This is a genomic window from Rothia amarae (assembly GCF_042677725.1).
Classification (GTDB): domain Bacteria; phylum Actinomycetota; class Actinomycetes; order Actinomycetales; family Micrococcaceae; genus Rothia; species Rothia amarae.
This window is the reverse complement of sequence record NZ_JBHUCN010000013.1, coordinates 360,613-383,440: the sequence shown is the minus strand read 5'-3', so window position 1 is coordinate 383,440 and position 22,828 is coordinate 360,613. Positions and strand designations below refer to the sequence as shown.

The window sequence follows — 22,828 nt, the reverse complement described above, 5'->3', positions numbered from 1 at the left end:
GAGTAGCGCAATTGGGTATTATTCATTAGGGGCGCTTTTGATAGCAGAGAACGATGGCGGCAATCTAGCTGCGTCTAGTATGAGTTGTCTTTTGCGAAACGCTAGCGAAGCAGGCGAAATCGAAACTTGCCGCCGTCGTTCTCCACTGTGATTATAGTTTCCCTCTGAATATGACTCGATATTTATATTTTATTTAGGATCGCTATTCACACGCCCACGCACGTGTTCCACGATGCGTGCGACGGCGTCGTCAATCTTCACGCCGTTCTCCTGAGAGCCGTCACGGAAGCGGAATGAGACGGCGCCGTTTTCGGCGTCCTCTCCCCCGGCAATGAGAATGAAGGGTGCCTTCTCCTTCGAAGCATTACGAATCTTCTTGGGGAAGCGGTCAGTACCGTAGTCGACCTCAACGCGAATGCCCTCAGCACGCAGTTTCTGCGCAACCTCAGCCATGTAATCGTTGAACGCCTCAGCTACGGGAACACCAATCACCTGAACCGGAGACAACCATGCGGGGAACGCCCCAGCGTAATGCTCGGTCAGTACACCCATGAATCGTTCAAACGAACCGAACTTAGCCGAGTGAATCATCACGGGTTCTTGGCGGGAACCATCTGATGCCTGGTACTCCAAACCGAAACGCTTGGGCTGGTTGAAGTCATACTGCACGGTGGACATCTGCCAGGTACGACCAATCGCATCCTTCGCCTGAACCGAGATCTTCGGACCGTAGAACGCAGCTCCACCGGGGTCAGCCACGAGTTCAAGACCGGTCGATTTCGCGACGTCCTCAAGTACCTTAGTGGCCTCGTCCCACTGCTCATCGGTACCAATGAACTTATCTTTCTTGTCGCCCTCGGTATCACGGGTCGAAAGCTCTAGATAGAAGTCGGTCATACCGAAATCTTCCAGAAGGGACAGCATGAACTTCAGCAGGTGGCGAATCTCGTCCGGCGCCTGTTCTTTGGTGACATAGCTGTGCGAATCGTCCTGAGTAATCATCCGAACGCGGGTCAAACCCTGCAGAACACCCGACTTTTCGTCACGATAAACGGTGCCGAATTCGAACAAACGCAAAGGCAACTCACGATATGAACGACCACGTGAACGGAAAATCTCATTATGCATGGGGCAATTCATAGCCTTCAAACGGTAAAGTGCAGCGCCGTTATCGGGATCCATGGGCGGGAACATGCCGTCAGCATAGTAGGGTAAGTGACCTGAAGTGTAGAACAGGTCTTCTTTGGAGATATGCGGGGTCTTCACATATTCAAAGCCTTCTTCGATGTGGCGTGCGCGCACATAATCTTCCATTTCGCGCAGAATAACGCCACCCTTGGGGTGAATGACGGGAAGACCGGGACCAATGGTCTTGGGGAACGAGAACAAATCGAGCTCTTCGCCCAGACGACGATGGTCGCGACGCTCTGCCTCAGCAATGCGCTCCTTGTAGGCAACCAATTCATCCTTGGTGGGCCAAGCGGTACCGTAAATGCGCTGCAGCATGGGGTTCTTTTCCGAACCGCGCCAGTATGCACCGCCGGCACGCATCAGAGCGTAGCCGTTTGCAATCATTTTGGTGCTAGGTAGGTGAGGACCGCGGCAAAGATCTTTCCAGATAATTTCGCCGGTCTTGGGGTTCACGTTGTCATAGATGGTGATTTCGCCGCCGCCGACTTCCTGCGACGCACCTTCTGCGGCTTCAGCGCCAGAACCCGGGCCCTGCTGCAGGTTGAGAAGTTCTAGCTTGTAAGGCTCATCTGCCATCTCAGCTACAGCTTCTTCATGGGAGACTACGCGGCGCTGGAATTTCTGACCCGACTTGATAATTTTCATCATGGACTTCTCAAGTTTTTTGAGATCCTCGGGGGTGAAGGGTTCTTCGACGTCGAAGTCAAAGTAGAAACCGTCAGTGATGTAAGGACCGATGCCGAGCTTGGAGTCTTTGCGGTATTCCTGCACAGCCTGCGCCATCACGTGAGCAGCCGAGTGGCGCAACACGTTGAGTCCGTCTTCTTCATGGATAGATACCGGAACTACGGTATCGCCGTCCGCAAGGGTGTGGGATAGATCCACCAGCACGTCGTTTACTCGAGCGACGACGATTTCGCGGTCTTCCGCAAAAAGGTCCGCTGCAGTGGTGCCAGCTTCAACGTTCTTGTTTTCGCCGGATACGCTTACGGAAATATTTTCGACAGACATCTGTCTCCTTTTGTAGTGGTGCGCACCCGTACGAAGGGCACGCTGTCGGTTTATTCGCACGGTACGAGGGTACGAATCTTTCTTAGTTTATCTGCAGGCTCAAGGTGTTGTCTTCGTTTGAGTTATCCACAGGTGCAAAAGTTTTTGAAGTTTTTCCTGTACCCATTTGTGTGAGAGGCGCTTCACATTCCGTTATATTGCCTAGTAGCCCTGAATCGGTGATTTTGTTCGATTCTCGGTTTGCTTGTTATTGGCTAGTCTGTGGAGCAACTACACATACTGTTTGGCTCTACTTGAAAGGCATTTCGATGTCTCGTTCACTCCCCACCTCTAAATTTCTGACGACGACGAGCACGGCGCTGCTCGCGTCTCTCCTCTTCGTGGGGTGTGGCTCAAATGGCGAGTCGTCTGATGCAAATACAACGGCATCTTCCAGTTCAACTTCCGCCAGCTCGAGTTCTTCTTCGTCCCAGAATTCTTCTGCACAGCCTGACCAATCTGCAACCGCTTCAAGCTCGGAGAAATCTTCAGCAGATGCAACGAACGGTGAATATAAGCCTGCCGACGAGCACGGCCCCGCGCAGAATGTTCCTAAGCCCGTAAAACCAGAGGGTATGGACGTTGAGACGCCAGAGGCGATGGAGAAGTTCATTTACTACTGGAATGACTTGCGCAATTACGCAGTTCAGACCGGAGATACCACCGAGATTCGAAAATACACAGCAGGTTCATTCAAAACTTACGTTGATAACTTCGCAACATGGGATCAGCTTTATGAAAAGGATGGTTGGGTTGCTGGCGGTTTAGTCAAACCTGCCATAGGCACCCCATCAATCGTTTCTTTAGGTGATGGCTACTATGCGGTTCCAATGAATTATGACACCACAGATGCATTGATTGTAGATAACAGTGGTGATGAACCATATTACGAATCTCTTAAATTATCTGAAGATAATAAGACTGGCTATGAACTAAAAGTGCAATATTCAGACTCCGGAAATTGGTATGTAATCGATCAAAAAGTAGTTGGTAGTTAGTGAAAACTGCATTTCTACGTGGGGTTGGAATCTCTGCACTACTTTTGTGTAGCTCTTACTCTTATGCAGTAGCTGACTCTGACCCTACTTCTGCATCCATCGGTGGGGATGGAATCAGTGTTTCCGGTTCGGGTGAAGCAGCTAGTCGAGGAAATTATGCTAAGAGTTTCCGGCAGTCGTCTTCAACCTCGCTTAAAACCACGTTTACAGGAACTACCCTGAGCAAAGCGCTAGATGCAATTAAATTACAACCTGGCCGCAACACCTCCGACTCCACCGTCCCGCGCATCGCTTCCGATGATGCTCAGTCGAATGGTTCTGGGCGTCGGGGTGGAACCCTCGCCGGTCAGGGGTGCATGACGAACAGCGGCAAAGGCGCTGCCGGTCGGATGACCGCGATTCCTCTGCCGGTGGGCGAAACCGAGGGTACGGGTTCATTTGAAACGGACGCGGTAGGCAACCTCGCGTGTATACCCGCAAATGCCCCGGCAGGTGAACCCGTGGTGGTAGTCGATGAGGTAACGGGTGAGAAAATCGAAGTAGAACCTATCGTGATTTCGGTTTCTGCCGAAGATTTTGAGAACCAGCCCATCAAACCGGCGTCTTTGACCATGGATAACGCACCGCACTCGTTGAAGAACTACAACACCAACATTTTCGCGCAGTCGGGTGAGCAGACTTTCACCCAAAACGTGATGGGCGAACAAGTAGAAATCAAAGCGATTCCTGTCTCATATACTTTCAACTACGGCGACGGCACCGTGGTGACTACGACCAATCCCGGCCATTCCGTAGCCGAGCAGTGGGATGTGAAGACACCAACCAGCCACCAATATTCAACTCCTGGCGATTACACCTATACAGTCACCACCACGTTCCGCGGTGAATTTCGTGTGCCGGGCGGTCCGTGGCAGGTGATTGCAGGTACGTCGGATAGGACGTCGGCACCGCAGACGGTGCAGATTTGGCGGGTAACTTCGGGAAACGTTGAAGATTCGTGTGTTAAAAACCCATCGGCGTACGGTTGCCCTACATCCAAGAAGTAGTTCGCTCCAAAGAGTTTAGCTCTCTGCCCTACATGTGTTGGCGAGAGTGCCAATCCCTTCGATAGTGCACGTCACCGTTTGTCCATCTGACAGCCACTGCCTGGGACGTAGCGAAAGCCCCACTCCTGCCGGTGTGCCGAGAGCGACCAGATCACCGGGTTCAAGCGTCATAAAAGTAGAGATATAGGATATGACTTCTTCGGCACTGAAAATCATGTTGGCAGTAGTGCCGTTTTGCCTGAGCACACCGTCTACGCTGCACTGCATGGAAAGCCCCTCAGCGGGATCTAACGAGCCTGCCGTGACGATAGCTGGCCCAAACGGTGTGCTTCTATCCCAGTTTTTCCCCTGAAACCACTCGCTGGTTCTACCTTGCCAGTCGCGCACCGAAATATCGTTGAGTATCGTATAACCCAGGATGGATGCGCGAGCGTCCTCCGGGCTAACCCGTCGAGTGGATGCGCCGATTACTGCGCAGAGCTCTACTTCCCAGTCGATTTTGTTGGATTCAGCAGGTAATTGAATATCCTCTCCGGGCCCTATGAGCGCGTTGGAGTACTTGGTGAAAATGGTGGGATATTCAGGAAGAGGTGCACCCACTTCTTCTGCGTGGTCGGTAAAATTCAGTCCCACACAGAGAATTTTGCCGGGCCGGGTCAACAGTCGTGTGAAAGGAAGCTCGTTCCAATCAGCGTGCAACTCCTCTCCGCCTGCGTTCTCAACATCACCAAGGCTGTGAATCACATTTAGCTCCCCCTCCGCCACCATGGCATCGAGCGTGCGGTTAAATGCAAAGACGCGCTCATCCAGCAGGCAGACAGCCGTATTAGTCCCATGCTCCGGTCTGATTTGCGCCCACTTCATATTTCTTCCCTCGCTTCTTAAACACGTTGAAATAGAGCTTTAACCCTAGTCAGAGTATCTTGATGAGGTAAATATTTATCGTTTGGCTACCAAGAATTTTCCGAAATATTTGTTGGCTATGGCTGAAATGCAGTTACTCTTAAGATATTTCACCACCCTAACTAGAAACTCAGGAGGCAATGATGGAACGCATGATTACTCTCGTTTCTCACACTGATACGTTCACGCCCGATTCGGCGCTGAGCACCCGCTCTGCAGAATCCACCGATTGTGAAGCGTTGGCTCGTCTGCTCTTTACCTCCTACGAGAGCCGCCTCTACCCCACACAAGCTGATGCACAAAAAGAGCTAGAAGCTGTTTTCGCCGGTGAGAAGGGCGACTTTTTTGCCGAGGCTTCCCCTGTAGTGGTTGATGAAAATGGACGCGTTATTGCCGCCGCGCTGTGCCTGAAGAACCGTAAGGATGACGTCGAGCCCTCGGATGTCCCCACCATTTTTGAGTTGGTTACTGCGGCGTCTCGTCGGCGTCAGGGTATTGCTGAAAAACTTATTCGTGAAGCAATGACGTCGATGAAGAACAACGGCTTCGAAGAAGTGACCGTTCGTATACCTGAGACTAACGCACCAGCACTTGCCCTATACCTGACCTTGGATTTTCATCGTTGGCAGCCAGCTGATGAGGATCTTTACTAAAACCCGACGAGCCATAGAGTCTCAGAACCCCGGTTATCTTCTGGATATCCGGGGTTCCTTCTACCCAGATGAGCGGTCAAGCCCTAGAGCATCCCACTCAGCAAATCTTCGACCGGTTCAATCAATTCGGGGCCGTTGTTGCGCACATTCCCGACGGCATTGCTCACCGGATGCATGGTCCATTGGGTTGTCTGCCGATAGGCATTCGTCATAATGTCGTGCAAGGATTCACGAGCGCTCACCGTGAGCATTCCAGCAGGGGGTACGTTTATTTCCCCTGCTATCCTTCCGCTCCGAAGCCACTGCATGAGCGCGTCGTTCTCTGAACCATCGAAATGCAGGGGCACAGGAAGTCTGTCGTGAAGCTGGCTTAGCTGCAAGACTGGAGCATCATCAAGGCCTTCCGCAGAGAGCTCAGCAATCGCGAATTCATCGGGTGAGTCCATGGTGATAATAGAGCAACTCAGCAGCCACTGCCCCTCTTGACCAGTATAGGGTGAGCGGGGGTTCTCTGATTCCGCTTTGGTAATTTTCCACCATTCATAGAGTCCGGCAAAGTAAATGGGCTTGCCATCGTTGCGGTGAATGAAATAGGGGCTCTTCTGCTTTTTACCTGCGGCGGTCTCTTGAGTTTTCCACTCATAGTAACCGGTAACCGGTATGGCGCAGTGACCGTTAACCGCTGCATTTCGAAAGGTAGGTTTTTCGAATACAGTTTCGCTTCGTGCGTTGAAAGCTCGTGAAGAGAAACTAGCATCCTTAGCCCAACTGGGAAGGAGCCCCCATCGGGCAGCATGTATTTCGCGGTTGATGTTTGAGGTGTCTGAGCCAGAATCTATGGTTCCTGATTCTTGGTCTATGCTCTCTGGATTGATGCGGTCAATCAAGATGGGCACTGTAGTGGTAGGGGCAACGTTGAAATTGTAAATATCAGTTCCCACTTTGCGACCGCCCACATAAAGGTCATGGTCGAATTCAAGTACGTAGCGTCCGCACATTAGCAGTATCCTCGCTGGTTGAGTGATTCAAGGACTGCGTCTTCGACGTCCTCGATAGCAATCAGGGGGTTGGCGTCGGTCAGTGCTCCAACGGTAGATGGTTTGAGCGGTAGCCCAAGATTCCGATAGACGGCGGTGGTGACATCCCGTAGAGGCTCACTATTCGTTACAACGATGCCGGTACTAAACCACCAAGCCCCCGCCACCACACGCTGGGCAGTGCCGATAATCTTTGTAGGTGTTCCGTCGGGGAGGAGAATATGAACCGAGTGCTCACCGGGGCAGTACTCCCCCTCGATCTCACCCATCTGAGCTTGTACATCCAGAGTTCTTAGCGAATCGGTAAACATTTGCCCGAATTCGGTGAACCGTTTCATGTTCCCGCTGACGGCGTCCGCATCTGCCTGAAAATGATCGATAATCAGGCATCCGCTGTGATATGCCGCCGCATGCCCACCCACGGGTCTCACCTGAGGTACGAAACCATAATCTTTACACGCTTGCTGTGCCGTCGAAAATCGAGTGTTAAGTTCATCGCGTCGTCCAAAAGCGACGTTGGGGGCAGGTTGATACATTCGCAAGGTTGAGGGCTGCCCCCCTCGCCCCACAGCACGCAGAAAATCAACCGATTCGGCAAAAGAATAAAGGTGCGAACCGGGCGGGTTAGTATCTCGGATAATCTGCATGCATTGATTATCTCAAAGATTAATTAGGAGCATACCCATTAGTTGGTGTACTGAACCTTGGAAGGTTGAGACCCTACAGGAACGTCCAACAATGAACTGGACACAAACTCCCACCATGCCGGTTCAAATCCCGCCCGAAGAGCAAGATTCTGCGAAACAATATGTGAGGGCGAAGTTCCGTAGAACGGAACGAATCCACGGTCCAGGGATATTCGTGCCAATTTTTGAACAAGCAGGGTTCCCACTCCGCTATGCCTGTGTTCAGGTACAACGTCAATACCAATTTGCCACATAAGGTCAGAGTCCTCGCTGGCACCTACCATTCCCACTGTTTCTCCCTGGAACAGAGCAACCAAAACAGCGGTATCAGGGCGTAGGTCGTTGAATCCTAAGGCATTTGAGAATCGTGCATCATCTGCGAAAATCTGCCATTGCTCGGGTGTGAGCTCCCTAACCTCATAATTCTGGGGTACATGGAGGTCAAGAGGGAACTCCACGAGCTGTCGAGAGGGCGTAAAATACAGCGCGGTTCCCGTATTCTGCAATGCATAAGGAGTCAAGAAGTCGTTTATCTTGCGAAGCTTCGCATAATCTCCCATCCACTGACCGCCGTCACCCGCCAAAAGCTGATTGATTTCTTGCCGAACTCGCTCGTGCTCAGCACAAAGTAACGTCGTCCCACGATAGTTGGAAAGACGCAACTCGAAATGATCTTCAAACCGACGGCGGTGGGGTTCCATGTCCGCAATTTCTTGGCGAGGCGCACTAACAAGAAGCTCGTTGTCAGCTTGAGCTTTAGCTAAATCTCCCGCTGCCAAGCAGTGATCTGCTTCAAGCTGCTGCTGCACAATTGTTTTTATCGCAGCATAGGATTCGATTCGCCCCATCCTCGCCAACTTTCACTCATGTTTTGTCCGTTCATCTCTCGCCAGAGTAGGCTAACATTCATGAAAATCGCAATTCTTGGATTCTCTGGTAGCGGGAAATCAACATTAGCTCAACAGCTCGGTGCTGAGCATCAGTTTCCTGTGGTTCATCTCGATTCTCTACATTTCTTACCCGGCTGGGTCGAACGAGATCCCCAGGAAGAGCGCGCTCTTCTCGGCGAGTTCATGGATACCCATCAAGATTGGGTCATTGAAGGTTCCTATTCCTATCTACACTTTGAACGCCGGATGGATGAAGCCGACCAAATTTATATTCTGATGACCAATCGCTGGATTCGACTTTTCCGAGTTTTGCGCAGAACTGCTCAGCATCTCGGCACCCCCAGACCCGAGATGTCAGACGGATGCCCCGAAAAGTTCACCTTCGAATTCATCCGCTGGGTACTCTGGGACGGATGCCGGCCCGCGCGTCGTCAGCAATACCTTGATATTGCTCGGCAATATCTCCACAAAACTACAATTCGAAAAAATTAATCGGAGATATGAAAAGATGCCGCCGCAATTTTACGATTGCGGCGGCATCTTTTAAAGAATGAGGAGCTTAGAAGTCCCAGTCCTCGTCTTCAGTATTGACAGCTTTACCCATCACGTAGGAAGAACCTGAACCGGAGAAGAAGTCGTGGTTCTCATCGGCATTCGGGGAAAGCGCTGAAAGAATGGCAGGTGACACGTTGGTTACCGATGCAGGGAACATCGCTTCATACCCCAGGTTCATCAGCGCCTTGTTGGCGTTGTAGTGCAAGAATTTCTTCACATCTTCAGACAATCCCACGCCGTCGTACAGCGAGTGGGTGTACTGAACTTCGTTTTCGTATAGCTCGTACAGTAAGTCGAAGGTGTAGTCCTTCAGTTCCTGCTGGCGCTCAGGGCTTTCCTTCTCCAAAGCACGCTGATATTTGTAACCGATGTAGTAGCCGTGTACAGCTTCATCGCGAATAATCAAGCGAATCAAATCAGCAGTGTTAGTCAGCTTGGCGTGTGAAGACCAGTACATCGGCAGATAGAAGCCAGAGTAGAACAAGAAAGATTCCAGCAGAGTTGAAGCTACCTTTTTCTTGAGCGGATCATCACCCTGGTAGTAATCCATGACGATGTTAGCCTTTTTCTGCAGATGCTCGTTCTCGGTGGACCAGCGGAAAACCTCGTCGATTTCCTTGGTCGAGCACAGGGTGGAGAAAATCGAAGAATAAGACTTCGCGTGCACCGACTCCATAAACGCAATGTTGGTGTAAACCGCTTCTTCATGAGCCGTAACAGCATCGGGCAGTAACGAAACCGCACCCACAGTACCCTGGATGGTATCCAGCAGGGTCAAACCAGTGAAGACGCGCATGGTGAGCTGCTTTTCTTCATCAGTCAGAGTCTTCCACGACTGGACGTCGTTGGACAGCGGCACTTTCTCGGGCAGCCAGAAGTTCGAGGTCAAACGATCCCACACCTCGAGGTCTTTTTCATCCTCAATGCGGTTCCAGTTGATGGCTTCGACGTGGTGAACTAGTTCGACTTTTTCGCTCATAACAGCGGGAAACTCCTTGAAAAAGTGATAATCGGTTTTATCTATTCTCGCACGTTCGACCAGTGCGAGACAGCTCTTGAAATTGAAAGTGAGAATATTCTCTAGTGCTCGCGGAGAAGTTTCTTCTCCGCACTTTCGAGGGGTCTATCAACCAGGCGACGTAGCAGAGGTAACGCTTTAAGCACAGTGTTAGCTTCCTCCGCGGTTAGCTCAGCATCGACTTTCTCTTGAATCCATTTGAGTCTTTTGAGCTCAATGGCAGAGATGAGCCGCTCCCCCAGTTCGGTGAGAACTAGCTCTTTGCGACGTCGATCGAGGCTGCTCTTGTGAGAAGAAATATAACCCCTTCGAGTTAGGTTCTTAACCAGCATATGTGTTGACTGTGGAGTAATACGTTGAAATCGCGCCAGCTCTGCCCCCGTCTGATTCGGCTGTGCAGACAGAGCCAAGAGCACCGTTTCTTCTGAAACAGTTAGCGGGGATTCGTGCAGGGATTCGTTGCGCAGACGTCGATGCATTCTGAACACCACGTAATGGAGGTTGCGCGCGTCATCTTCTAAAAATTTTCTCATAGCGCCATCCAAAAATAATCAGTTTAACTTATCAGTTATATACATAATACTGCTAGTAATCATTTACGCTAAAGAAAAGTCCCGCCTGCTCAACACAGCAGACGGGACATTTAGCATAAACCTACAGCATGCAGGATACGCAACCTTCAACTTCAGTACCCTCTAGCGCCAACTGGCGAATACGCGAGTAGTAAATGGTCTTAATACCCTTGCGCCATGCGTAAATCTGCGCTTTATTCACGTCACGAGTAGTCGCAGTGTCCTTGAAGAACAGAGTCAAAGACAGACCCTGATCAACGTGCTGGGTTGCCACAGCATAGGTATCAATAATCTTTTCGTACCCGATCTCGTAGGCATCCTGGTAGTAATCCAGGTTCTCATTGTTCATAAACGGTGCCGGGTAGTACACGCGCCCCAGTTTGCCTTCTTTACGAATTTCAATCTTCGACGCGATGGGGTGAATCGACGAGGTTGAACCATTGATGTAAGAAATAGAACCGGTGGGGGGCACAGCCTGCAGGTTCTGGTTGTACATACCATGTTCAGCGACATCCGCTGCCAGCTTCTTCCAGTCTTCTTGAGTCGGAATATGGTGCTCCTCAAAGAGCTCAGCGGTGCGAGCAGTCTCAGGCTTCCATTCCTTTTCAATGTACTTAGTAAAGTAGGCTCCATTTGCATAATCTGAATTCTCAAACCCTGCAAAGGTCTCCCCGCGTTCGCGAGCAATCTCCATCGAAGCCTGAATCGCATGGTAAGTCACCGTGTAGAAATAAATATTGGTGAAATCCAATGCTTCTTCGGAACCGTAGTAGATAAGTTCACGCGCCAAAAAGCCGTGGAGGTTCATCTGGCCCAAACCGACCGCATGGGACATGCTGTTACCGCGCTCGATAGAGGGTACCGAGCGGATATCGGACTGATCAGATACCGAAGTCAACGAACGAATAGCCGCATTCACAGTCTTTCCAATATCGCCGCCGTCCATGGTCAGTGCGATATTCAGCGAGCCCAAGTTGCACGAAATATCCTTACCGATGGTCTCATAACCCAAATCAGGGTGGTACTTCGAAGGCTCTGACACCTGGAGAATCTCAGAACACAGGTTAGACATAATAACCTTGCCCTCGATGGGGTTCGCCTTGTTCACGGTGTCTTCAAACATGACATAGGGATAACCGGATTCGAACTGAATTTCAGCCAGAGTGGTGAAGAATTCGCGAGCATTAATCTTGGTCTTCTTGATGCGCGCGTCGTCTACCATTTCGTAGTACTTTTCAGAGACATTAATGTCTGAGAAAGGCACACCGTAGATTCGTTCGACATCGTAGGGCGAGAAGAGGTACATGTCCTCGTTACGCTTTGCCAGCTCGAAAGTGATATCGGGAATCACGACGCCAAGAGAAAGAGTCTTAATGCGAATCTTCTCATCAGCATTTTCGCGCTTGGTATCCAAGAAGGAGTAGATATCGGGGTGGTGCGCATGCAGATATACGGCACCTGCACCCTGGCGGGCACCGAGCTGGTTAGCGTAAGAGAAGGAGTCTTCCAAAAGCTTCATCACAGGAATAACGCCCGAAGACTGGTTTTCAATTTTCTTAATGGGAGCTCCAGCTTCACGCAGGTTGGTCAGCGCGAAAGCCACACCGCCACCACGCTTGGAAAGCTGCAATGCCGAGTTAATGGAGCGACCGATGGACTCCATATTGTCTTCGATGCGGAGCAGGAAGCAGGAGACAAGTTCACCACGTTGCTTTTTACCAGCGTTGAGGAAGGTGGGGGTTGCTGGCTGGAATCGTCCAGAAATAACTTCTTTTACGATTTCCTTGGCGAGCTCTTCATTGCCTTCTGCAAGAAGTAGCGCAACCATGACCACGCGGTCTTCGAAGCGTTCGAGGTAGCGCTGGCCATCGAAGGTCTTCAGCGCGTAGGAAGTGTAGAACTTGAAAGCTCCGAGAAAGGTGGGAAAACGAAATTTGAAAGAATATGCGAACTTAGAAAGTTCTTTGACAAAGTCCAGGCTGTACTGATCAAAGACTTCCTGCTCGTAGTACTGGTGCTGTACGAGGTATTCCAGTTTTTCTTCGAGATCGTGGAAGAAAACGGTGTTGTTGTTGATGTGCTGCAAGAAGTACTGGCGTGCTGCCTGACGGTCGGCGTCGAATTGAATATTGCCTTGCTCATCGTAGAGGTTCAATAGAGCATTGAGCTCGTGGTAACCCATACCGCGAAATTTTTCGGGGGTTGAGGGATCGTCGTGGCCGGGTTCTATAGTGTGGCGGGGTACAGAGAGTTGCTTCTCCAAAATGCTTTCAATCCTTCTTGTACGTTTTCTACATCTTCGGTGGTGCCCATGAGTTCGAACTTGTAGAGCACCGGGACGTCGCACTTTGCGGCTATTTTGTCAGCTGCAATGCAAAAGAGCGATCCAAAATTTGTATTACCGGCGCCGATAACTCCTCGGAGGAGTTTCCGGTTGCCGGGCTGGTTGAGAAATTTTACTGCTTGAGGAGGTACGGATCCGGCTCCCCCAGGTCTACCGTAACTGGGTACGCAGAGCACATAGGGGTGGTGAACCAACGGTGTTTCACCGGAGGTTTTGAGGGGCAAACGGATACTGTCTATACCTGTTTTTACTATGAACTTGTGGGTGTTTTCTGAAACCGATGAAAAGTACACGATGCAGGGTTCGCCAGTTTGTTCATTTTCTGGCTGCGCCTGAAGTACTTGGGATTCCATGTTCGTCATCTCCTGGGAAGAAACACGGGTGCTGCCTCGTGAGCGGCTAGCTAAGCTACCGTGCTCTTTCTTAATCCTTCAAGGACGACGATGACACGGCAGCGGGTGGAGCTAGGATGCCAAAGCGTTGATGCGGTCGGGCTGGAAACCTGACCAGTGTTCATCTCCAGCGATAACTACCGGCGCCTGCATGTAGCCGAGCTCCTTAATGCGAGCGAGCGCTGCGGCGTCTTCGGTTACATCAACGGTGGTGTAATCAATGCCGTTTTTATCCAGTGCGCGGTAGGTCATGTTGCATTGAACGCATGCGGGTTTGGTATAGACCGTAACTGACATTGTTTAGCTCCTTGAGGGCGCGTTGTGGGGCGTCCGATATCTGCGGTGAATGGTGGGGAGAGGAACGAGAATGAGCGTTTGGAACCGGGTTGTGGCCGGTTTTTATAGGGGATTCTCTAGGGGCTCCTCATAACGGTTAATACTATATCTAGTGTTAGCTGGAAATACATACCCCAATATAGTGTGGTTTCTGACTATAAATTGTGGGAATATTTTTTAATCCACAGCTACTCAGGCTTGTTTGCGGGTTTCTGGTTGGGTTATCCACATTGTTGCTTGGGCTATCGCTTGGTGGGGCTCTTGCTCACATCTGTGGGCCCTTTCTGGGTAGTGTTTGGAACACTGCCGCGTGTTCTCGCGGAATTCGCTTCAACCAGGCATTTAACTTGAAACCGCTCCCCTGTTGAGTCAAAATTTTTGCCTTAATTTTTTTTCGGGGGTGTCGGCTTCAGGGGTTGCACACGGGGAATATTTTGGGTACTTAAAGAGTTTTGGCGGTTCTCGAATCGGCTTGAGATTCGTGAACCGCCATTCGTACTATTTTGGGTTAGTACTTGTTGTGTTTGCCCTTGGTGCTCTTGAGCAAACCAAGACCTTTGAGTTTCTTGATAAAGCTGGCACCGTCGTTTGCTTCTAGCCACAGTCGTCCGCGGGAGATTTCTTTGGACTGGTTATCGCTCCATACTCGGCCCGATGCGAGGACGCTTTCTCCCAGCGTCAGGTTGCGAATGAGGATGGCTGCGACGTTTTGGGGGTAGCGTACGGCAAAGCCACTGTAGACGTCAGGGTCTCGCTGTCCGTCGTCGCCGATGAGGATCCACTGCATCTCGGGGAATTCTTCTGCTAGTCGGCGCAAAGAGTTTACTTTATGGGCGGATCCTGAACGGAACCAGCGGTCTGTGGTCGGGCCCCAATCGGTGAGGAGGAAGGTGCCTTTAGGGTAGGCGTTGCGGGTTAGGAAGCGGTGAAGGGTTGGGGCGATGTTCCATGCTCCTGTGGAGAGGTACATGAAGGGGGCGTCGGGGTATTCACGGTGGATGCGGTCCATCAGCACGGACATTCCGGGGGTGGGTGTACGTGCGTGTTCGTTGAGTACAAAGGAGTTCCACGCTGCTAGAACTGGGCGTGGGAGGGCGGTTACCATTACGGTGTCGTCGATATCTGAAACTACGCCGATCTTTTGTTCGGGGGGAACGATGTATACGGTCGTTCGGGCAATGGTGCTTCCTGGGGTGTGTAGCAGTACCTCATGAATACCGGGTTCTAGGTCAATTGCAATCTTGACGTCCAGGACGCCGCCGCGGTCCGTGTTTACTTTAAACTGTTGTCCGTCCACTGTAATGGTGATGGGTGCATAGGATATAGCGATGGCGGTGAATGAACGCCATCCACGAATTGTTTCGTGTGAGGTCTGGTAACTATCCAGTGAGTTAAAGACTTTTTCGAAAAGCTCTGTCTTATACAGTGCACGGGCAATGACTCGTACCCAGCCGTCTTTGGCAGAACCGTAACCCACCGAGGGTACAATCACCGGCTCTTCTTCATGATGGCGAGCGCGGTTTTCGCGAGCCTGGTGCAGGTGATCGGAGATGCGGTAGAGCAGGTTGGTGGGTTGGGTGTGGTGTTTTTCGATTTCAACGGTTGCTGTGTTGGTCGTTGTGGTACTCATGTCCTCTAGTTTTCCATATGTTTTGGGTTGGTGGAGCGCATAAAGAAAGCGGATTTTTTCGGGTGTGAAAAAATCCGCTGTCTTGGTGGTGTTTCAGGGTTAGCTGACGTCGATTTGGCAGGTTGCTGAGCCTTCGCCTTCGGATTCTGTGGCGTGAGTTGGTTCTTCTTTGGTGATGTCTTTGATGGCGCAGAGTACTTCTGCTTCGGGGTCGTTTGCTTGGACGACGACTCGGATGAGGTGGCCGGAGACTGATTCGCCTTCGTCGGTGACGACTTTGAAGTAGGATTCTTCGGGGTCGAAGTCTTTGCGGTTGCCGTCGAAGTCCATTTGGTCTTGGGTTACGGTGATGTTACCGGGCTTGAGTTCACCGGTTTTGGCGTCTTTTACCGCCGCTTCGATGACCAGTGAGTCTCGGTTGTCTTCAAAACCTGATGCTTTTTCGAGTCCCAGTCCTGGGACGATGGTTTGTGCGCAGCCGCTGAGCACAACGGTGGCTCCGATTGCTAGTGTAGCCAAAACTTTTTTATTACCCATACCAAAAATATAGCTTGTTCCCAGGGATTTCATAAATCTATTACATGGGTTTGGTGTAGTTAGTGGTTAAAGTTTTTGTTTTTTAGGGTGGGGTGAGGGAGTCTCGGTTGGGGTGAGACTCCCTCAGTTTGTTGTGTGGGGTGTTATGGGCGGTGGAGTAGGGCGGGGTCTGTGGTGGCAAGGATTTTTACTGCTGATTCGTTGCGGTGGATGAGGGTGTCGAAGCCTTTGTCTATGAGCTCATCGACCATGATTTTTCCGGTGATGAAGGGGGCGAGGTCGATTTTTCCGGATTCTACGAGTTTGATGGTTTGGGGGTGGCTGTTGACGTAGGCGATGGTGCCGCGGAGGTCGACTTCTTTGAGGACTAGTTTTTGCATGTCGAGTTGTGCTGGTTTGCCCCAGATGGAGACGACGACGATGACGCCGGTAGGTTTGATGGCGTCAAAGAGTGTGTCGAGTACTGCGTTGACGGAGGTGCATTCGAAGGCGATGTCAGCTCCCCGTCCGTCGGTGAGCTTTGAAATTTCTTCTACGATGTCGGTTTCTTGTGGGGAGTATGCGTAATCTGCTACCCCGGTTTCTTGGGCTTTTTGTCGTCGTAGAGTTGAAAGCTCAGAGATGACGACGGTGGCGCCTTTGGCTTTGAGGACTGCGGCGGTGAGTAGTCCGATGGGGCCGGCGCCGCCTACGAGGGCGACGTCACCGGGGCGGATGTCTCCTGCTCGTTCTACTGCGTGGTATCCCACGCTGAGGGGTTCGATGAGAGCTGCTTGATCGAGGGGGATGGTGGGTGAGATTTTGTGGACCCAGCGTCGTTTGACGGCGACTTTTTCGGAGAGTCCCCCGCCGCGTCCTGCTAAACCTATGAAGTTCATGTGTGGAGAGAGATGATAGGTCTTTGAGGTTTCGCCGGTATCGATGCTGTCGTCAATGATGTAGGGTTCGACGACAACGTGGTCGCCGACTTCTAGGTCATCTATTCCCCCACCTAGTGCTTCGATGACTCCTGAAAATTCGTGCCCCATGGTCACTGGGGCGGTTTCACCGGAAATAGGGTGCGGTGTGTCATGGGTGGGGCAGAAGATGGGGCCATCTAGGTATTCGTGGAGGTCTGTTCCGCAGATTCCGCACCAGGCTACTTTGATGAGTACTTCTCCGGTGTCTGGGGTGGGTTCAGGGATATCTTCGATTCGGATATCTCCGCGATCGTAAAAACGTGCTGCCTTCATCATTTTCACCTGAGTTCAAGAGGTTTGGAGTGGGAGGTGTAATTTTCCCTCCCACTCTTTACGATACTCAGCTGTAATGTCTGCCGGTAGGTTTGGAGCGGAGATAACCGAGTGTGAAGTTTAGGTTATTGAGGCCTAATCTCTGGGTGGTGTTAGCAGCCGACGGATCCGCAAGTAGATGCGTTCTCAGTGCCGTCTAGGGCGATAAATTGTGGTGTCTGTTGCGGCTGTAGTTCTACCCATACTTAACGCAGCGCACCGAGAATCATCTCCGGTGCTTGTGCGCGGCGAGCTACATCTTTTTGGCTCTCGATGGACTGTTCCAATGAAATGCCGTATTTCTGTGCGACGCCTTCTGCTACATTTCCTTCGACTTCATCAGGTGCGTTGGGATCTAGCTCGAAGGAGCGCCAGATGATGGCGGCGTCCTCGGCATGCTCAAACTGTTCGAGGGCAAGTTCTAGATGCCGTTTCCCGATGGTACAGAAAGGGCAAATGATGTCCGGCCACATCTCGATTTTCATGGGTAATACTTTCTTCAAAAATATATTTACCTCTGAATAACTGTAGAGTTACCCAGCATACTCCCTGTTGTTTTCTAGAAGAAAGCAGGAACTTTTCTAAATGCTTTCGCGCCCATCATGCGCCGGTTGAGTTCATATTGCACCGGTTCAATCGTTCCCTGCATGTACAAGGAAGGAATCTGTAAGGTCCGCCCATCGCTCAACATCACTTCAAGATATCTATGACGGCTCCAAAACGTCATCTTAATCTGCGTCGAGACGATTTCTCGGTAATCCATCAAGCAAAAAACTAGATCTCGGCGGAGTAAATACAAGCAGACTTTTTGTGGACCGAACATCATGGCACCAATCGCATCACCCTCACACAGTGTGTAAGCCACTTCAGTGCGCTCGATGGTGAGAGGACGACCCTCTAAAAGCAGCTGAGTAAGTTTTCGAGCCGCGTACTGGGGCGATTTATTGAGCTTTTGATGGATGTTCTGCTCTAGCAGATGATTCTGAAATTCTTCGGGGGTCATAGGAGAATCTGACTTCTTTCGGGGGGTTTAATTCTTGGGAGGAAGTTGGGGGGACTTCTCATCCATCCTAGGGACTCACTGGCGCACATAAAACGCATTTTTTGAAGAGGGATATGACCTGCAGAAACGCCCGACGCAAAAAGCAACAATCAGATCATCGTTCTTTACTCTCTAGTACCTCAGCCGCATCGAAGATTAAGTTGGGCGGGTTCAGAACCTGCCGGTGAGGTTTTCAGCAGTTTCCTCTGTCTCTTCCTCGCGCACGTCGTTGCAAGACTCACGAGTGGAACGAGCAACCTGCTCTCTATCTACAGATGCGCCACTGGTTTCTTGCGCCCTGCCCAGATGATGTCGCAGACCGCTATGCAAGCCTTCATATGCGAGGAAATACCACAAGACCCGAACCTCACCATCAATGATGGAAAGATTCGGGTCTTGTCAGTGTGGAGATAAGGGGACTCGAACCCCTGACCCCTTGCATGCCATGCAAGTGCGCTACCAGCTGCGCCATATCCCCGTATTTAGTTGAATGCCCGTGAGCACTCAACCAGTGTACACAAGTGTGCTCCACCTGTGCAACTTGAAGAATTAGTCTTCGATTTTTACTTCGTCTTCAGCAGTGATTATGCGCTGGTCAGCTTCCTGGTCTACCTTTTCGGTAAATTCAGTTTCGCCTTCCACACCCAGTTCAATACGGGGTGCTTCCGACCACAGGCGATCCAACGCATAGAATGCACGGTCTTCTTCATGCTGAACGTGTACAACGATATCCTCGAAGTCCAGCAGTACCCAACGACCGCCGGCACGTCCTTCACGGCGGGCGGGTTTCCAGCTCATCTCTTCACGGAGTTTGTCTTCAACTTCGTCCACAATCGCATTGACCAAGCGCTCGTTATGAGCGGAGACGACCAAGAAGCCATCGATAAGCCCCATAGCTTCTGAGGTATCAACAGCGAACAAATTAGTTCCCTGCATTTCTTCGGCTGCCTGAGCAGCAATTTTTAGAGCCTTAATAGATTCGGCTGATGCAGTCATGGTGTCCTTTCGACACTCGATTTACCGCAGTCGGTAAAGGAGAAAATATCAATCTTACAGTACAAAGAAAAGGGCCACAGCGATCAAGACCACAAGCATGAACAGGAATAACAGCAAACCTGTTTTTGCAGAAGATTTCCGATTTTCCTCTACGGGCGCCGTTGAATCATCAGGGGTAGCCAGCACATCCCGTGAAGGTGCCTCATCTGCAGCGGGTACTTCTTCAGGGTCGGAAGTATCTTCAGTAGTCTGAGTCTCATCCGCAGACTCTTCTTGAGAGACGACGGGCTGCTCTGAAGTGATCCACGGTGTCAAGTGCGGAGCAGACTCATCAACAGAATGAACGGACATATCTGAGGAAGCGGAATCCATCGCCGAATCCTGTTTAGGTGCCTCAGATGAGTTATTCGGGTGAAGGGGTTCCCATGCCTCGACTTCGTGATCGTCCGATCTATCCAAGGTGCTCAAATCCAGTCCCTGTGCTTTGAGCGCCGGGACGGGTAGAGGCAAGCGAACTTCGATGTGCTCTGTAGCGTGATCAGCAGGTGCCCGCCCAGATGCCTCTGCCTGATTTTCAGAGAAATCTTGCTCAGAGACAGTTGCTGATTCTTCACCGGCGAGCGCACCGTACTCGTCCGTTGTATCTTCGTCTTCATCTACGATGACGTCGCCGTCATAGGTGATGTCGGTTGTCGCATCGTGATCGACGGCGGCCAGATCAAGGGGTGATGAAGTTGTTTCGTTCATCTGTGGTACCGGCGTGGCGTCCACTACTGCGGTGTCTTCACGCTGATCCTTACCGCCGACAGTAATGTCATTAGCGGCATCGGGACCTTTAATGTCCCCCATAGCGGAGAGTGCAGCAAATTTGCGCTGTACTTCCAGGGTTTCTTCGGTGACTCCTTGTTCCTCAGCGGAGTTCGGCATAAAAGCTACGGGCTCCTCGGGCAGAGGCCTGCCGTCTCTTTTGGCGCGCAGGTAGGAGGCAACGTCGTCTCTATATCGAGCAAGACGACGCGGACCCATCGGACGAGTCGGAGGGGGTACCTCTAGACCGTCCGCGGTGATGAACGGGTCAAAAAGGTAACTGTTATTCTCGGCGTCGTTTCCTACTGCCTCGTCTTTATTTTCAGTCAAAATTTCCTCGCTTCAGAAGAACTGAGTCTGCTCTAAACCCATACTAGCAACGCCTAAGGGGGTTGAGCTTGAGGGATTTTATCCCACAGGGGTTTTATTCGCCGTTTCGCAGCTCATGGGCACCGTGCGGGAGGCCATCCGAATAGTGTGGGAGGTCTTCTGCTGTGTATGCAGTTGCATGGTAAAGGTCGTACTTATTGATATATTGAACCACCCCATCTGGCACTAAGTACCAGACGGGCATGTGGTTAGCAGAGCGCTCTCTGATGTCGGTGGAAGAGATTGCCATAGCGGGTACTTCCATGAGTGCGAAATGCTCTGGTCCTACATCCGGGACTTCGAGTTTGTGTCCTGGGCGTGTCACGCCTACAAAGTAGGCAAGGTTCCACAGTTTATCGGAGTCTTTCCAGGTCATGAGCTGATTCATGGCATCGGCGCCAGTTATGAAGAAGAGGTCACTCTGAGGTCGGAGCGCACGCAAATCGTTGAGCGTGTCGATGGTATAGGTGGGACCTTCACGATCAATATCAACCCGGCTGACTGTAAAACGGGGATTGGACGCGGTGGCGATGACGGTCATCAGATAGCGGTGCTCGGCATCTGATACCTGCCTTTTATTTGCCTTTTGCCAGGGCTGACCGGTGGGTACGAAAACTACCTCGTCTAAATCAAGAAGGGCTGCTACTTCACTTGCCGCTACGAGGTGACCGTGATGGATGGGGTCAAAAGTTCCACCCATGACCCCTAAACGGGTGCGGCCTTCTACGCGCGGAGGTATATTCGTAAATTCTTGGGGGAAATGAGGTAGGACGCTCATAAAACTCCTGGACACTACGAAAGTCGGCGCACCCCTGGTATGGATGCGCCGACTTTCACGAAAAAATTAGTGGCGGTGCTTTGCCTTGTAGTCTGCCATCGCCTGTTCTTCATCGTGGCCGATGATGTTGCCAGCATGGTCGGGGCGTACAATGCTTCGACCGCTGAAAGAGATAGTGACGAGGAAAAGCGCAATAAAAATGATAGCGGCAATGATACCGAACCAGTAGGTGGGAAGCCCCAAGAGCATCAGCTGTTCGCCGTGCTCAGCTTCAGCTTCCGCTGCTGCTAGAAAAATCTCGTTCATGAAATTCCTTTCCGAAAAGCTCGTGTGTGAGAGAGCAAATGCAGATGTTTAGTCACCATGCTACCGGCTTTTAATCGATTATTCGCATTGTGAACTGGGTATAGTGGCTAAAAACGTCGTGCTTTTAGCGGCGGGTTTGACCGTCACCGCGCACAATCCACTTACTGGTGGTGAGCTGTTCTAATCCCATGGGCCCACGGGCGTGCAGTTTTTGGGTCGATATTCCTACTTCTGCACCCAAACCAAATTGCCCACCATCAGTAAATCGAGTAGAAGCATTGACGTAAACGGCAGCTGAATCCACTTCTTGAATGAATTTCTCCGCATGATCAAGTGAGTTCGTAATAATCGCTTCAGAGTGACCGGTCGAATATCGGCGAATATGCGAGATAGCAGCATCGACGTCATCAACCGTCGCCACCGCGAGGTCAAGAGAACCATACTCAGTATGGAAGTCTTCTTCGGTAGCTTGAACATATTCAATCCCCGCAGGCAAACGCGCGGAGGTTCGCTCATCTACGTGCAAGGTCACCCCTGCCTGAGCAAGTGCTTTAAAAACTGCAGGAGCGGCATTGGAGCCCTCTGTTAGCAGAAGGGTCTCCACCGTATTGCAGGTACCGGGGCGCTGGGTCTTTGCGTTTACCAAGATATCCTTGGCCATTTTCTCCGATGCTGAAACATCCACGAAAATATGGCAGTTGCCCTCCCCTGTCTCAATCACGGGGACGCGCGCGTTCTTCACTACGCTTTGGATAAGATTGTGACCGCCCCGGGGAATCAGAACATCAATAGCTCCGGTGGCAAGCATCAGTGCGTTGGCGCCCTCTCTGCCGAATTCATCAACTGACTGAACACAATCCATCGGAAGACCACACCGATCGAGAGCGGCACGAATGATACGGCTGATGGTCTGATTAGTCTTGGCCGCCGCAGAGCCCCCTCGCAACATCACAGCATTTCCTGATTTAATCGCTAGACCTGCGATATCGACCGTCACGTTTGGTCGGGCCTCATAAATAGCCCCGACTACCCCCAGAGGCACCCGTGTCTGCACCATGCGCAAACCATTATCGAGGGTTGCCCCTCGAATGACCTGCCCCACCGGGTCTGCAAGCCCCACGAGAGCATGCAATGAATCTGCCAACTCTTGAATACGCTGAGGGTTAAGCGATAAGCGGTCGAGCATCGCCTCGCTCATGCCGTTGGCGCGCTCACGATGTACGTCATCAGCATTTTGCGCCAGAATTACCGAAGACTGCTCTACTAAGTCCTCAGCAATCGCTTGTAGTCCCCTGTTCTTCCACGCAGTATCTGCCCGAGCTAAAGCACGCGAGCTTATCCGCGCGTCGTACGCCATATCGCGAACTTCGCGCATGACAGAATCGGAAACGGTCAATGAACTCTCAGTCATGCTTCTATCC

General features: G+C 51.3%; 25 protein-coding genes and 1 tRNA gene. 4 read left to right on the top strand and 22 right to left on the bottom strand.

What is annotated here, in order from left to right:
- Positions 1–189: 189 nt before the first annotated feature.
- A complete protein-coding gene (thrS, locus tag ACFR81_RS08585) occupies positions 190–2,202 on the bottom strand; it encodes a threonine--tRNA ligase (RefSeq protein WP_343874937.1) in 2,013 nt (670 codons plus the stop codon).
- Positions 2,203–2,510: 308 nt separating this feature from the next.
- On the opposite strand from thrS, the gene ACFR81_RS08580 reads away from it, so the two are divergent.
- Both ACFR81_RS08580 and ACFR81_RS08575 read left to right on the top strand, forming a co-directional pair.
- Positions 2,511–3,239, top strand: a complete 729-nt coding sequence (locus ACFR81_RS08580) for a DUF6318 family protein (RefSeq protein WP_343874940.1) — start codon at positions 2,511–2,513, stop codon at positions 3,237–3,239.
- Positions 3,239–4,285, top strand: a complete 1,047-nt coding sequence (locus ACFR81_RS08575; RefSeq protein ID WP_343874942.1) for a hypothetical protein — start codon at positions 3,239–3,241, stop codon at positions 4,283–4,285. The genes ACFR81_RS08580 and ACFR81_RS08575 overlap by 1 nt, the downstream gene beginning before the upstream one ends.
- A gap of 15 nt (positions 4,286–4,300) precedes the next feature.
- Here the strand turns inward: ACFR81_RS08575 and ACFR81_RS08570 are convergent, their stop codons facing one another.
- On the bottom strand, positions 4,301–5,149 hold the full coding sequence (locus tag ACFR81_RS08570; RefSeq protein WP_343874944.1) for a fumarylacetoacetate hydrolase family protein: 849 nt from the start codon (positions 5,147–5,149) through the stop codon (positions 4,301–4,303).
- A 179-nt stretch (positions 5,150–5,328) separates the two neighbouring features.
- Here ACFR81_RS08570 and ACFR81_RS08565 point away from each other — a divergent pair, with 179 nt between their 5' ends.
- Positions 5,329–5,841 carry a GNAT family N-acetyltransferase gene (locus ACFR81_RS08565; protein WP_233125930.1) on the top strand — a complete coding sequence of 171 codons (513 nt, stop codon included), beginning with the start codon at positions 5,329–5,331 and terminating at the stop codon, positions 5,839–5,841.
- A gap of 83 nt (positions 5,842–5,924) precedes the next feature.
- Here the strand turns inward: ACFR81_RS08565 and ACFR81_RS08560 are convergent, their stop codons facing one another.
- From ACFR81_RS08560 to ACFR81_RS08550, 3 genes are read right to left on the bottom strand one after another with little or no spacing between them, the layout of a single operon-like run.
- Entirely contained in the window at positions 5,925–6,839 is a 915-nt protein-coding gene (locus ACFR81_RS08560; RefSeq protein WP_343874947.1) for an SOS response-associated peptidase, read from the bottom strand.
- On the bottom strand, positions 6,839–7,525 hold the full coding sequence (locus ACFR81_RS08555; RefSeq protein ID WP_343874949.1) for a lipoyl protein ligase domain-containing protein: 687 nt from the start codon (positions 7,523–7,525) through the stop codon (positions 6,839–6,841). The genes ACFR81_RS08560 and ACFR81_RS08555 overlap by 1 nt, the downstream gene beginning before the upstream one ends.
- A 38-nt stretch (positions 7,526–7,563) precedes the next feature.
- Positions 7,564–8,412 (bottom strand): GNAT family N-acetyltransferase, encoded by an 849-nt coding sequence (locus ACFR81_RS08550; RefSeq protein WP_343874951.1) that lies wholly within the window; start codon positions 8,410–8,412, stop codon positions 7,564–7,566.
- Positions 8,413–8,472: 60 nt separating this feature from the next.
- On the opposite strand from ACFR81_RS08550, the gene ACFR81_RS08545 reads away from it, so the two are divergent.
- Positions 8,473–8,946 (top strand): P-loop NTPase family protein, encoded by a 474-nt coding sequence (locus ACFR81_RS08545; protein WP_343874953.1) that lies wholly within the window; start codon positions 8,473–8,475, stop codon positions 8,944–8,946.
- 67 nt (positions 8,947–9,013) lie between these two features.
- Here ACFR81_RS08545 and nrdF read toward each other — a convergent pair whose 3' ends face one another.
- The 17 genes from nrdF to ACFR81_RS08460 form a co-directional block, all read right to left on the bottom strand.
- Positions 9,014–9,988: a class 1b ribonucleoside-diphosphate reductase subunit beta gene (nrdF, locus tag ACFR81_RS08540; protein ID WP_068168300.1), complete on the bottom strand. Its 975-nt coding sequence runs from the start codon at positions 9,986–9,988 to the stop codon at positions 9,014–9,016.
- 101 nt (positions 9,989–10,089) lie between these two features.
- Positions 10,090–10,560: a MarR family winged helix-turn-helix transcriptional regulator gene (locus tag ACFR81_RS08535; protein WP_068168297.1), complete on the bottom strand. Its 471-nt coding sequence runs from the start codon at positions 10,558–10,560 to the stop codon at positions 10,090–10,092.
- A gap of 121 nt (positions 10,561–10,681) precedes the next feature.
- Positions 10,682–12,781: a class 1b ribonucleoside-diphosphate reductase subunit alpha gene (gene nrdE / locus ACFR81_RS08530; RefSeq protein WP_343875546.1), complete on the bottom strand. Its 2,100-nt coding sequence runs from the start codon at positions 12,779–12,781 to the stop codon at positions 10,682–10,684.
- Positions 12,782–12,825: 44 nt separating this feature from the next.
- Positions 12,826–13,296 carry a class Ib ribonucleoside-diphosphate reductase assembly flavoprotein NrdI gene (nrdI, locus tag ACFR81_RS08525; RefSeq protein WP_068168295.1) on the bottom strand — a complete coding sequence of 157 codons (471 nt, stop codon included), beginning with the start codon at positions 13,294–13,296 and terminating at the stop codon, positions 12,826–12,828.
- A gap of 111 nt (positions 13,297–13,407) precedes the next feature.
- Positions 13,408–13,632, bottom strand: coding sequence for a glutaredoxin-like protein NrdH (gene nrdH, locus ACFR81_RS08520; RefSeq protein WP_068168292.1), 225 nt, complete (start codon positions 13,630–13,632; stop codon positions 13,408–13,410).
- Positions 13,633–14,179: 547 nt separating this feature from the next.
- Complete coding sequence (locus tag ACFR81_RS08515; RefSeq protein ID WP_068170775.1) at positions 14,180–15,301, bottom strand: App1 family protein; 1,122 nt, start codon at positions 15,299–15,301, stop codon at positions 14,180–14,182.
- Between the two features lie 99 nt (positions 15,302–15,400).
- Complete coding sequence (locus ACFR81_RS08510; RefSeq protein WP_343874965.1) at positions 15,401–15,838, bottom strand: hypothetical protein; 438 nt, start codon at positions 15,836–15,838, stop codon at positions 15,401–15,403.
- 143 nt (positions 15,839–15,981) lie between these two features.
- A complete protein-coding gene (locus ACFR81_RS08505; protein ID WP_343875549.1) occupies positions 15,982–17,070 on the bottom strand; it encodes a 2,3-butanediol dehydrogenase in 1,089 nt (362 codons plus the stop codon).
- A 245-nt stretch (positions 17,071–17,315) separates the two neighbouring features.
- Complete coding sequence (locus ACFR81_RS08500) at positions 17,316–17,594, bottom strand: DsbA family protein (RefSeq protein WP_343874968.1); 279 nt, start codon at positions 17,592–17,594, stop codon at positions 17,316–17,318.
- 74 nt (positions 17,595–17,668) lie between these two features.
- Positions 17,669–18,112, bottom strand: coding sequence for a hypothetical protein (locus ACFR81_RS08495; protein ID WP_343874971.1), 444 nt, complete (start codon positions 18,110–18,112; stop codon positions 17,669–17,671).
- 210 nt (positions 18,113–18,322) lie between these two features.
- Complete coding sequence (locus ACFR81_RS08490; protein WP_343874973.1) at positions 18,323–18,508, bottom strand: hypothetical protein; 186 nt, start codon at positions 18,506–18,508, stop codon at positions 18,323–18,325.
- Positions 18,509–18,556: 48 nt separating this feature from the next.
- A tRNA-Ala gene (locus ACFR81_RS08485) sits at positions 18,557–18,629 on the bottom strand.
- A gap of 71 nt (positions 18,630–18,700) precedes the next feature.
- Positions 18,701–19,147 carry a ribosome silencing factor gene (gene rsfS, locus ACFR81_RS08480; RefSeq protein ID WP_068169378.1) on the bottom strand — a complete coding sequence of 149 codons (447 nt, stop codon included), beginning with the start codon at positions 19,145–19,147 and terminating at the stop codon, positions 18,701–18,703.
- A gap of 54 nt (positions 19,148–19,201) precedes the next feature.
- Positions 19,202–20,284, bottom strand: a complete 1,083-nt coding sequence (locus ACFR81_RS08475) for a hypothetical protein (RefSeq protein ID WP_343874978.1) — start codon at positions 20,282–20,284, stop codon at positions 19,202–19,204.
- 94 nt (positions 20,285–20,378) lie between these two features.
- Entirely contained in the window at positions 20,379–21,101 is a 723-nt protein-coding gene (gene nadD / locus ACFR81_RS08470; RefSeq protein ID WP_343874981.1) for a nicotinate-nucleotide adenylyltransferase, read from the bottom strand.
- Between the two features lie 66 nt (positions 21,102–21,167).
- Positions 21,168–21,407, bottom strand: a complete 240-nt coding sequence (locus tag ACFR81_RS08465; RefSeq protein WP_068169387.1) for a hypothetical protein — start codon at positions 21,405–21,407, stop codon at positions 21,168–21,170.
- 124 nt (positions 21,408–21,531) lie between these two features.
- Positions 21,532–22,818, bottom strand: a complete 1,287-nt coding sequence (locus ACFR81_RS08460) for a glutamate-5-semialdehyde dehydrogenase (protein ID WP_343874984.1) — start codon at positions 22,816–22,818, stop codon at positions 21,532–21,534.
- Positions 22,819–22,828: the final 10 nt, after the last annotated feature.